The organism is Nonomuraea sp. NPDC005983, from assembly GCF_040614375.1.
In the GTDB taxonomy this organism is placed as follows: Bacteria; Actinomycetota; Actinomycetes; order Streptosporangiales; family Streptosporangiaceae; genus Nonomuraea.
In genome coordinates this window covers 1-11,052 of sequence record NZ_JBEXUP010000218.1, presented here as the reverse complement: position 1 = coordinate 11,052, position 11,052 = coordinate 1, and the positions used below count along the sequence as shown (strand labels likewise).

The 11,052-nt window shown below is 72.5% G+C and carries 8 protein-coding genes and 1 pseudogene; 6 read left to right on the top strand and 3 right to left on the bottom strand.

The annotated features are described in order from the left end of the window. Window positions 1–45: 45 nt before the first annotated feature. The 6 genes from ABZ297_RS44480 to ABZ297_RS44455 all read left to right on the top strand — a co-directional run bounded on the left by ABZ297_RS44480 (window position 46) and on the right by ABZ297_RS44455 (window position 8,013). Window positions 46–1,023 (top strand): oligopeptide/dipeptide ABC transporter ATP-binding protein, encoded by a 978-nt coding sequence (locus ABZ297_RS44480; protein WP_355359858.1) that lies wholly within the window; start codon window positions 46–48, stop codon window positions 1,021–1,023. Next, complete coding sequence (locus tag ABZ297_RS44475) at window positions 1,020–1,970, top strand: ABC transporter permease (protein ID WP_355359855.1); 951 nt, start codon at window positions 1,020–1,022, stop codon at window positions 1,968–1,970. Before ABZ297_RS44480 ends, ABZ297_RS44475 begins: the two co-directional genes overlap by 4 nt. Continuing rightward, entirely contained in the window at window positions 1,967–2,869 is a 903-nt protein-coding gene (locus tag ABZ297_RS44470) for an ABC transporter permease (protein ID WP_355359852.1), read from the top strand. The genes ABZ297_RS44475 and ABZ297_RS44470 overlap by 4 nt, the downstream gene beginning before the upstream one ends. Before the next feature lie 115 nt (window positions 2,870–2,984). After that, window positions 2,985–4,832, top strand: a complete 1,848-nt coding sequence (locus ABZ297_RS44465; RefSeq protein ID WP_355359849.1) for an ABC transporter substrate-binding protein — start codon at window positions 2,985–2,987, stop codon at window positions 4,830–4,832. Continuing rightward, window positions 4,814–5,953 carry an erythromycin esterase family protein gene (locus ABZ297_RS44460; RefSeq protein WP_355359846.1) on the top strand — a complete coding sequence of 380 codons (1,140 nt, stop codon included), beginning with the start codon at window positions 4,814–4,816 and terminating at the stop codon, window positions 5,951–5,953. Before ABZ297_RS44465 ends, ABZ297_RS44460 begins: the two co-directional genes overlap by 19 nt. After that, window positions 5,950–8,013, top strand: a complete 2,064-nt coding sequence (locus tag ABZ297_RS44455; RefSeq protein WP_355359843.1) for a prolyl oligopeptidase family serine peptidase — start codon at window positions 5,950–5,952, stop codon at window positions 8,011–8,013. The genes ABZ297_RS44460 and ABZ297_RS44455 overlap by 4 nt, the downstream gene beginning before the upstream one ends. Here ABZ297_RS44455 and ABZ297_RS44450 read toward each other — a convergent pair. The 3 genes and pseudogenes from ABZ297_RS44450 to ABZ297_RS44440 all read right to left on the bottom strand — a co-directional run. Further along, entirely contained in the window at window positions 7,991–9,670 is a 1,680-nt protein-coding gene (locus ABZ297_RS44450) for a helix-turn-helix domain-containing protein (protein WP_355359840.1), read from the bottom strand. The two genes, ABZ297_RS44455 and ABZ297_RS44450, sit on opposite strands and share 23 nt — an antisense overlap. A gap of 87 nt (window positions 9,671–9,757) precedes the next feature. Then, the gene (gene menC, locus ABZ297_RS44445; RefSeq protein ID WP_355359837.1) at window positions 9,758–10,864 is read right to left on the bottom strand and encodes an o-succinylbenzoate synthase; all 1,107 of its coding nucleotides are present in this window, start codon (window positions 10,862–10,864) and stop codon (window positions 9,758–9,760) included. Beyond that, window positions 10,861–11,052, bottom strand: a pseudogene (locus ABZ297_RS44440) (hypothetical protein); the annotation flags it as partial. The pseudogene ABZ297_RS44440 and the gene menC, both read right to left, overlap by 4 nt.

The following is an 11,052-nucleotide window of genomic DNA, read 5'->3' as shown; positions in this document are numbered from 1 at the left end:
GCCAAGGTCACCACGTTGCTCGGCCTCAACCCGGCCGACGCCCGGATGAACCAGGTGACCGTACTCCGGCTCCCGGCGGGCAGCGCGGGCCTGTTCGGCCGCCGCCGCACCGTCAAGGCGGTCTCGGGTGTGAGCTTCGAGGTGGCGGCGGGAGAGACTTTCGGGCTCGTCGGCGAGTCGGGCTGCGGCAAGTCCTCCCTGGGCCGCATGCTCGTCGCTCTCGACCGGCCCACCTCCGGCGAGGTGATCTTCGACGGCGAGCCCGTCGCCCGGATAAGCGCCCGCGCGCTGGGGCCCCGCCGTACCCAATTGCAGATGATGTTCCAGGACTCCAACGCCTCCCTCGACCCCTGCATGCGCATCGGCGCGATCCTGCGCGAACCCCTGGCCATCCAGGGGGTTGGCACCCGCGCCCAGCGCACCGCCCGCGCCCGTGAGCTGCTGCGGGACGTGGGCCTGCCGGCGAGCGTGCTGGAGCGCTACCCCTACGAGCTGTCCGGTGGGCAGCGGCAGCGGGTGGGCCTGGCCCGCGCGCTCGCCCTGGACCCGAAGGTGCTGGTCGCCGACGAGCCGGTCAGCGCCCTTGACGTCTCCATCCGCTCGCAGGTCCTCAACCTGATGCGCCGCATCCAGCTCGAACGCGGGCTCAGCAGCGTGGTGATTTCGCACGACCTCGCGGTGGTGCGGTACCTCGCCGACCGCGTCGGCGTCATGTACCTGGGCAAGCTGGTCGAGACCGGCACCACCGAGGAGGTGTACGGCTCAGCCGCGCACCCCTACACCGCGGGGCTGCTGGCGGCGATCCTGGACGCCGACCCCGAGGCGCCGCGCGCCCCGGCGGCCGCGAGGGTGCGCGGCGAGCTGCCAAGCCCCATAGACCCGCCGAGCGGCTGCCGGTTCCGCACCCGGTGCGCCCTGGCGACCGAGTTGTGCGCCCAGAAGGAGCCCCCCTTGACGCCGGTCACCGGCACCCACCACGTCGCCTGCCACCACCCACTGCGCCGAGAGGAGCCGCGCTCATGACCTGGTACGTGCTCCGCCGCCTGGCGGTCTCGCTCCTCGTCCTGCTCGGGATCTCGGCGGTCGTCTTCCTCATGCTGCACCTGGTGTCGGACAGCCCGGGACGCGTCGTCCTCGGGCAGCGCGCCTCGCCGGAGGCCGTGTCGGACTTCAACCGGGAGCACGGCTTCGACCGTCCGGTCGTTGTGCAGTACATCAGCTACCTCGGTCAACTGCTCCAGGGCGACCTGGGCCGGTCGTACAAACTGAACGAGAACGTGGGCACGCTGCTGGCGCGGAACGCCGGCCGCAGCGCGATGGTGTCGCTGGCCGGGCTGGTGCTGGCGCTGCTGATCGCGGTCCCGCTCGGCATTCTGCAGGCGGTCCGGCGCAACAGCGTCGTCGACCGGGTCGCCACCGCGGCGTCGTACGTGCTCTACGCGACGCCGTCGTTCCTGGTCGGGCTGCTGCTGATCGCCGTCTTCAGCCAGACGATCCCGATCTTCCCGGCGGAGGCGTCGCAGTCGCACTCGCCGTGGGTGGTCTTCACCGATCCGCGGGCGATGGCGCTGCCGGTCATCACGCTCGCCGTCACCAGCGTCGCGGTCTTCGCGCAGTACCAGCGCTCCGCCGCCCTCGACCAGCTCGGCCAGGACTACGTCCGGGTCGCGCGCGCCAAGGGCCTGCCGGAGCGGCTGATCCTCACCCGCCACCTGCTGCGCAACGCCTGCCTGCCGCTGGTCATGCTGGTCGGCACGCTCGTCCCCACGCTGCTGGCGGGCAACCTGATCGTCGAGTCTCTCTTCAACTACCCCGGCCTGGGGCTGCTGTTCCTCAACAGCCTGCAGCGCGAGGACTACCCGGTGCTCCTGGCCTACACCCTCATCGGCGGCGTGCTGACCGTGGCCGGCAACTTCATCGCCGACGTCGTGGTGGCGGCCGCCGACCGCCGAATCGAGCTGAGCAAATGACCGCACCAGACGTGAGCGCCGCACCATCCCCCGGGGCCGAGACGTCGGCGGAGAGGAACCCGGTCTCGATCCGGTCGGTCCTGCGTGGGCTGCGCCGGCATCCGCTCGGCCTGGCAGGCGGGCTGCTCCTGCTGCTCATCGCCGGGTTCTGCTTCCTCGGGCCGTTGTTCTACCAGACCAACCAGACCGACGTGGACCTGGTCAACGCGGCCCTGCCGCCCGGCCCCGGCTACCCGCTCGGGACCGACACCAACGGCTTCGACGTGCTCGGCCGACTGATGTCCGGCGGCCAGGTGTCGCTGCAGATCGGGATGCTGGCCGCGCTCTTCGCCACCACGATCGGCACCGTCTATGGGGCCGTGGCCGGGCTGGCCGGGGGCGTGGTCGACGGGTTCATGATGCGGCTGGTCGACGTCATGTTGTCGATCCCGTTCCTGTTCTTCGTGTTGATCCTGTCGGCCCGCTTCCACGCCGACGCGCTGTCGCTGAGCCTCGTGATCGGCGGGTTCTCCTGGCTCGTCTCCGCCCGGTTGGTGCGCGGCGAGGTGCTGACCCTACGGGTGAGGGAGTTCGTGCTGGCCGCCAAGCTGATGGGCGCTTCCCGCAGGCGGACCATCCTCACCCACCTGATCCCGAACGCGCTCGGCGTCATCATCGTCAACATCACCTTCCAGGTCGCCGACGCCGTCCTGGTCGTCGCCGCCCTGGGCTTCCTGGGCTTCGGCCTGACCTACCCCACCGCCGACTGGGGTAGCCAGCTGGCCAGCGGCGTCACCTACATCTCCGCCGACTACTGGTGGCTGATCTACCCGGTCGGCGGCTGCATCATCCTCACCGTGCTCGCGCTCAACCTGCTCGCCGACGCGCTCCGCGACGCGGTCGGGCGGCGGGCCGACTGATGACCTGTTCACCAGGACGGTGGCGGGCGCGCGGAGTTGTCCGCATCGCCGAACACGGGCCGACGCCGCTGGTGCATCGTCAACGCACTCCGCACACTTCTTCAGGGAGCCATCAATGAAGCACCGAGGCCGCCTCTGCGTGGCACTCGTCGCCGCCGTCGCCGTGCTGGCCACGGCGTGCAGCGGCGGCGGGGGAACGACGAAGGACATCGCCGACAGCTACACCGCCATGCCCACGCAGAGCGGCGCCCCCAAGGAGGGCGGGACCGCCACGGTCGCACTGACCCCCGGGCTCAGCCCCAACTACATCTACCCCTACCCGCCGGCGGCGGCCAACGGCACCGTCATCGCCCGCGGCCAGCTGTGGCGCTCCCTCTACCGGCCCAGCGGCGAGGGCGACCAGGTCGCGGACGCCGAGCTGAGCCTGGCCGAGCCGCCCGTCTACAACCCCGACCGCGACACCGTGACCATCAAGATGAAGGACTACAAGTGGTCCAACGGCAAGCCGGTCACGGCCGATGACGTCGTCTTCTCCCTGGCCCTGCTCAAAGCCGCGCTCACGGAGAGCCCGGCCAACTGGAGCTTCTACACCCCCGGCCAGTTCCCCGACGGCGTGAGCGCCGAGGCCGCCGCGCCCGACACGCTCACCCTCAAGCTGGAGACCACGTACAACCCGTCTTACCTGCTGTCCATGCTGACGCTGCTGTACGTGCTGCCCTCCACCGAGTGGAACATCGCCGCAACCGGCGGCCCGCACCTCGACTACAAACAGCCGAAGAACGCCAAGGCGATCTACAAGTACCTCACCAAGGAGTCGGAGTCGCAGGCCACCTTCGCCGGCAACCCGCTCTGGCAGGTCGTCAACGGCCCCTACCGGCTCAAGAGCTTCGACCCGACGACCGGCTCGTTCTCCCTGGCGCGCAACGAGTCCTACAGCGGACCGGGGGCGTCGCGGCTCGACCAGATCGACTTCAAGGCCTTCACCTCCGCCGCCGCCGTGCTCAACCAGTTCAAGGCCGGCAACCTGACCGTCGGCACGCTGGACTCCAGCTTCGCCACCCAGATCGGCGAGCTGAAGGCCAAGGGCTACAACGTGTACGGCGCGCCCGCCCCCGCCCGGTTCGACTCGCTCGTCATCAACTTCGCGAACACCGTCAACAACTTCGACAAGGTGATCACGCAGCCGTACGTCCGCCAGGCCCTGCAGCGGCTGATCGACCAGCAGGGCTACATCGCCAGCCGCGGCATCTACAACGGCGCCGGCTCCCCGAACTACAGCACCGCGGGCACCGGATCCCCCTACCCGCCCGCCTTCGGCGACCAGCCGCCCTACCCCTACGACCCGGCCGCCGCCGAGAAGCTGCTCACCGACAACGGCTGGAAGGTGGCGCCGAACGGCTCCACCACCTGCGAGCGTCCCGGCACCGGGCCCGGCCAGTGCGGCGCGGACATCCCGCAGGGGCAGACGATCAGCTTCACCCTGGCCTCCGCCAGCTCCCCGGCCTTCGTCGGCGCGCGTGACGTCGCCTTCGCCTCAGCGGCCAAGAAACTCGGCATCGACGTCAAGATCGTGACCAAGTCGCTCAACTACATGTACGCCAACTACGGCAACACCTTCGCCCCCGCCACCAAGAACGAGTGGGCGATGCAGGACTACGGCCCCCTCTACCTGGCGGCCGGCTACCCGAGCAGCAACACGGTGTTCAACACCGAGGGCAGCTTCAATCTTGGCAGCTACAAGAACGCCGCGGTGGACAAGCTGATCGGCGCCTCGACCTTCGGGGCGGACGAGAAGTCGCTTTCGGCCGAGGTGACCAGCCTCGCCCAGGACCTGCCGGTGCTCTTCCTCCCGACCCCGCACACGCTGGTGGTGTGGAAGAACACCCTGTCGGGCCCGCAGTCGTCGTTCAACGCCCTGATCAGCTTCCTGTACACGCCGGAACTATGGTACTTCCACAGCTAGCGCGAGACCTGGCCGGTGACGCCAGGGTGGTGGCCCTCGGCGAGGGCGCGCACAACATCACGGAGTTCTACGAGCTCAAGGACGAGCTGCTCCGCCTGCTCGTCGAGGAGCACGGGTTCACCGCCTTCGTGATGGAGTCGGGCTTCGCCGAGGGGCTGGCCGTCGACGCGTGGATCCACGGCGGGCCCGGCGAGGTCGAGACGGTCGCCCGCGACGGCATCACCTACCGGTTCGGCGAGTGCGAGCCGATGTGGCGGCAGCTGACATGGATGCGCGAGTGGAACGCCGCGAACCCGGCGAAGGTCAGCTTCTACGGCATGGACCTGCCCGGCTCCTCCACCTCGCCCGGACCGGCCGTGCGCGCTTGCCTCGACCGGCTGCCGGAGCTCCCCGGCGACGAGGAACTCCGTCGCCTCAGCGACCTGGGCGGCCGGACCGAGGCGGCGATCCGCTACCGGGCCATGCCCGCCGCCGAGCGGTCCCGCCTGCTCGACGGCCTCCGCGACCTGGTGGAGCGTACGGCGGCGCACGACGACGGGGTCGTGCACCGGTGCGGGGCCTCGATCGGGGCCTTCCTCGCCGAGCTGGACGCGCTGCAGGCCGGGCCGTACCCGCGCGAGGTGTTCATGGCCGACACCGTGCGCTGGATTCTGGAACGCGAGGAGCGGATCGTCGTGAGCGCGCACAACGCGCATGTCCGGCGCACGCCGCTGCACGGCCGGCTGATGCTGGGCGGCCTGCTCGGCGAGGGTCCCGTCGTCATCGGGATGACGTACGGCTCCGGCCCTGAGGTGCGCTTCACGCAGCGCTCGCCGCGCCCGTTCGACTGCGATGTCTCCCTCCACCAGCGCACCCTGCCGCCGAACGCCATCGAGTCGCGGCTCGAGCGCCTCGGCCGGCCCGTCGCCGCTGTCGACCTGCGCCACGCGCCGGCCGGGCTGTTCGACGGGGTGGACGGCACGCTGGCCGCCGGCGGCCTCGACCCCGTCGACGACTTCCCTGCCGCTTACGACGCGCTCATCCACGTCCGCCGGGTGACCCGGGTCCCCGGCGCGTTCGAGCGGCTCCGTGCGGAGTTCGAGGCCGGAGCCCAGTCCCCAGAAGATCCGGAGTCACCGTGACCGCTGCCTACCCGCCCGCCCGCACCGTCGAGGTCTTCGAGGACGTCGCCGGCGTGCGCGTGCCCGACCCCTACCGCTGGCTGGAGAAGGAGACGCAGGAGGTGCGGCAGTGGCAGCGGCGGCAGGCCGAGCTCGCCACCGCCGCCGTCTACGCCGGCCAGGATCCGGAGGCCGTCCGCGACCTGATCCGCGCCTGCGACACCGGCTCCCGCCCAACCCTGCCGAAGTACGCCTCTGGCCGCTGGTTCCGCGTCGTGACCCCGCCCGGGGGCTCGGCGCCCGTGGTGGTCGTCGCCGACAAGCCCTTCGGAGACGGGCGGAAGGTCGTCGCCCTGGCCGGATCCGGCGAGGGCGAGCACCCGCCGGTCGTGTCCTGGCTGGCGCCCGCGCCCGACGGCCGGGTCCTGGCGCTCGGCCTGTGCACCGACGGCAGCGAGCACAACACCATCCGGCTCGTCGACGTCGCCTCCGGACGGCAGCTCGACGGCGCGCCCGAGCAGGTATTGCACAGCGCGTGGGCGGGCGGCGTCTCGTGGCTGCCGGACAGCACGGGCTTCTACTTCTTCGCGCTCACGGGCACGCCGGAGGAGTTCCGGCAGGCGGTCTTCCTCCACCGGCTCGGCGGCGGGACCGAACCGGAGCCGATCCCGGTCGGCGAGGGCTCCCGCGAGTACACGCTCGTCCAGATGTCGACCGGGAGCCGCTGGGCCGTCGCCGCCCACCGGGTGGGCAGCCCCGTCCCGGTCGCGGTGCGCGACCTGTCCGACCCCGATACGGCCTGGCGGCCCTTCGTCACCGGGTGCACGGGGACGGTCGCCGGGCACGTCGTGGGCGACCGCTACATCGCGGTGACCGACGTCGACGCCCCGCGCGGCAGGGTCGTCGCCATCCCGCTCGACGCGGCCGCCCCCAGCGACCCCGCCGGGTGGACCGAGCTCGTCCCGGAGGGGGACACGGTGCTGCGCTCTCTCACCCCGGTCGGAGAGCACCTCTACCTCAGCGAGTTCGACCGGACCTTCGCCAGGGTGCGCATCCTCGACCGCTCGGGAGCCGTCACCGGTGAGGTCCCCCTCCCCGGCCGGGGCGCGCTCGCCGCGCCCTTCTTCCCGCTGACCGCCCTGGCCACCGGCACGCCCGCGGCCGACTTCGTCTTCGCCTTCTCCACCCTCACCAGCTCCTGGGGCGTCTACCGGCACCGGCCCGGTGAGACGGAACCGGAGACGTTGACGCCCCCCGCGATCGTCCTCGACGCCGTGCTGGAGGAGGGCGAGGCCCTCGCGCCGGACGGCGTCGCCGTGCCGTACCACGTGGTGCGCGGCGCCGGCGGTGATCCGGCGCCGGTGCTGATCTCCGCGTACGGCGCGGCCAACGTGCCGCTGCTGCCGCAGTACCAGCCCGACCTGGCCGCCTTCGTCGCCGCCGGAGGCGTGCTGGTCCAGGCGTACCTGCGCGGCGGCGGCGAGTTCGGCCGCGACTGGTACCTGGCCGCGCACCGGGAGCGCAAGCACGTGCGCGACGCCGACCTCGTCGCGGTCGCCGAGCACCTCATCGCCACCGGCCTGACCAGCCCCGACCGGCTCGCGCTGACCGGCGGCTCCGACGGCGGCCTCATGTGCGGGATCGCCGTCACCCGGCGGCCCGAGCTGTGGCGTGCGGTCCTGCCGAGGGCCCCGCTGCTCGACCTCATCGGCGGCATCCGCGACCCCTACCTCGACTTCGTCATCCGCAAGGCGTGGGGGGACCCGGACGACCCCGCCGAGGTGCGGCGGCTCCTCGGGCTCTCGCCGTACCAGCTGGTCGAGCCCGGCGTCTTCCCGGCGGTCTACCTGCAGGCCGGGGCGGCCGACCCACGGTGCCGGCCCTGGCACGCGCGCAAGTTCGCCGCTCGCCTGCAGGCCGCGCAGCGGGGGGAGGCGCCGATCCTGCTGCACGTCTTCGAAGACGCCGGCCACGGCGCGGCGACCGCCCGCGACGTCGCCGTCGCGCAGGACGCCGAGTGGCTGGCGTTCCTGATCGGCACGCTCGGCCTGCCGGGCGTCAGCCGTCCGGGGCCGACCTGATCGACATCAGGCGCAGCTGCAACATGGCCGACAGCCGCGCGCCCGGGTCGCCGAGGTCGAGCCGGCCGACCTCGGCGGCGCGGCGCAGCCGGTAGCGGAAGGTGTTGGGGTGCACGTACATCGCGGCCGAGGCCACCGCGACGTCGCCGAAGGCGTCGAGCCAGGCCCGGAGCGTCTCGATCAGGCTGCTCTGGTGCTCCCTGTCGTAGGCGACGATGCGGGCGACGGCTCCGCTGGGGACGTCGCCGCGCGGGACGAGGTCGGCGAGCTCGATCAGCAGTGCCTCGACGTGCACGTCGTCCAGGCGGGCCACCTGCTGCCCGCCGAACCCCGAGCGCAGCACGCGCAGGGCGCGCTCGGCCCCCGACCGCGACCGGGCGAGCGCCGAGCTGTCAGCGGCGAGCGGCCCGACCCCGATCAGCGGGCGCAGCCGCGAGCCGACGCGGGCCAGGAACTCGGTGGCGATCCCCACCACGCGCTCCTCGGCGTCCTCGCGGTTCTGCTCCCGGTTCTGCGGCAGGGGCAGCACGCCGAAGGCGACGTCGCCGATGAGCGCCGCGGCGGCCCGCGGGTGCGCTGCGGACAGGTGCATGGCGAAGGCGTCGGCCAGCCGCTTGCGCTCGGTGGCCAGCTGGGCGGGCAGCGGGTGCTCGGCCGCCGAGCCGACGACGGTCAGCGCGAGGACGACCGCGGGCTCGTCCTTCAGCCCGAGGCGGCGGACCGCCTCCAGCGACCCCGGCCCACTCTCCAGGGCGGTGCTCAGCAGCTCGGCCCGCAGCCGCCGCTCCATGTCGGCGTCGGCGCGCTGCCACACCATGTGCATCGCGACCAGCTTGGACGCCTCGTACAGCGCCTCACTGCGCTCCTCGTCCAACGGTTCGGGGACGACCACCCAGATCGTGCCGAGGATCTCGTCCCCGGCCCGCACCGCGATCGCCGCCCGGGGCAGCTCCGGTGGCAGCGACGGGTCGACCGGCTCGGGAAGGGGCGCCACGTAGACCGGCCGGTCGCTGCGGTAGATCGCCTGGAACACCCCGCGCTCCTCCAGGATGCGCGTGTAATGCCCCGGGACCTGGCGGCCCAGGATCGTCTGGACACGCGAGTGGTCGGCCTCCTCCTGCCGGCTGGAGAAGGCCAGCAGCCGCGAGTTGCGGTCCTCGATGGTGACGGGCGCGTCGAGCAGCGCGGCGATGGCATTGGCGACCGCGAACAGGTCGCCGGACCTGATCCGGCCGACCGTGTGCGCGTCCCGGTCGTCCAGCCCGCCGCCCTCGGCGGTCAGCGACCGGAGCATCCCCGCCAGGTGCGTCCATGACGCGCCGCGCGCAAAGGACAGGACCGTCACCCCCGCCTCGCGCGCCGCCGCGACCAGAGCGTCGTCGGGCACGACCGGCGCACGGACCACGAGGCCGACGGCGTCGTGCCGGCCGAGCTGGGTCACCACCCGGGCGAGGTCGGCCGAGTCGTGCAGGCCGACGCCGAACACCAGCGCGCGGCTCGGCAGCTCGGGCTCGTCGAGTGGGTCGTAGATGACGACGCCGCCGACGTCACCGGCCTGCTCGACGTCGCCGCAGACAACGTCGAGCAGGGTAGAGCCGAGTTCCTCCAGGACGCGGGCGAGGCTGGCTCGCGGGAGGCTGGTCACGGGGACAAGCACGCGCCCGAAGCTAGCGCAGCGCGGGCGGGTCGGCGTTCGTTCTGCATGACGAAAGGATGCTATCCGGTTCGTCGGGCCGGACCGGTCTCACGGGAGGGGAACCCACTCCGTGGCGACCGTCACCTCGTCCAGGACCTCGGGGATCGGGGCGACGCCCAGCCCCGGGCCGGCCGGCACCGCGAGGTGCCCGTCCTCCAGGACGAACGGCGGCGTGAGGTCCGTCCGGTAGTAGCGCTTGGACGCCGAGGTGTCGCCGGGCAGGGTGAACCCGGGCAGCGCGGCGAGCGCCACGTTGGCGGCGCGGCCCAGCCCCGTCTCCAGCATGCCGCCGCACCACACCGGCACGCCGTGCGCCGCGCAGACGTCGTGGATCCGCCTGGCCTCCAGGTATCCGCCCACCCGGCCCGGCTTGATGTTGACCACCTGGCAGGCGCCCATCGCGATGGCGTCGGCGGCGGCGCGAGCCGAGACGATCGACTCGTCGAGGCAGATCGGCGTGCTGATCCGCCCGGCGAGCTCCGCGTGCCCGAGCAGGTCGTCCTCCGCCAGCGGCTGCTCCAGCAGGAGCAGCCCGAACGGGTCGAGCCCTGCCAGGTGCCGCGCGTCGCCGCGCCCATAGGCGGTGTTGGCGTCCACCTGCAGCAGGATGTCGCCGAAGCGCTCGCGCACCGCGCGGACCGGCTCGACGTCCCAGCCGGGCTCGATCTTCAACTTGATCCGCAGGTAGCCTGCCTCCAGGTAGCCGGCCACGGTGTCGAGCAGTTCGGGGATCGACCCGGTGATCCCCACGGACACCCCGCACGGCACGCTCTCGCGGACTGCGCCGAGGGCCCGGCCGAACGAGACCCCGGCCGCGCGCAGCTCGGTGTCCAGCACCGCCGTCTCCAGCGCGGCCTTGGCCATCCGGTGGCCCTTGAACCCGGCCAGCACCGGAGCGACCCGGTGCGCGTCCAGGTCGGCCACCCCGGCCAGCGCCGGGATCAGGTAGCGGCTCAGCACGTCGGCCGAGGCGTGCGTGTACTCCGAGGAGTACAGCGGCGCGATCCCCGCGCCGCACTCGCCCCACCCCTCGGCCTCGCCGGTGACGGCGCGCAGCACCAGCGCCTCCCGTACGGTCTCCGTCCCGAACGACGTACGGAAGGGCGCCACGAGTGGCATCCGGATGGTGCGAATCTCTACCCCGATGAGCTTCACAGCGACTCCCGCCTGTCCACGATGTACCAACCTGCGCGGTCGAAACCGCGCACCCGCGCGCCCTCGGCGAGCAGGTCACCAAGCACGTCCCGCAGCGCCGTACGCCACTGCGCGGCCAGCCCCGGGTCGTGCTCGCGCATGGTCTCGGCGTCCCCGGGGACGCCGGGCCGGCCCGTGCGGGTGTGGGG

What these genes read in the sequence shown, in the direction of transcription:
- ABZ297_RS44480 (WP_355359858.1), top strand. Translation starts at nt 46, where the DNA reads ATGAACCAGGTGACCGTACTCCGGCTCCCGGCGGGCAGCGCGGGCCTG.
- ABZ297_RS44475 (WP_355359855.1), top strand. Translation starts at nt 1,020, where the DNA reads ATGACCTGGTACGTGCTCCGCCGCCTGGCGGTCTCGCTCCTCGTCCTG.
- ABZ297_RS44470 (WP_355359852.1), top strand. Translation starts at nt 1,967, where the DNA reads ATGACCGCACCAGACGTGAGCGCCGCACCATCCCCCGGGGCCGAGACG.
- ABZ297_RS44465 (WP_355359849.1), top strand. Translation starts at nt 2,985, where the DNA reads ATGAAGCACCGAGGCCGCCTCTGCGTGGCACTCGTCGCCGCCGTCGCC.
- ABZ297_RS44460 (WP_355359846.1), top strand. Translation starts at nt 4,814, where the DNA reads ATGGTACTTCCACAGCTAGCGCGAGACCTGGCCGGTGACGCCAGGGTG.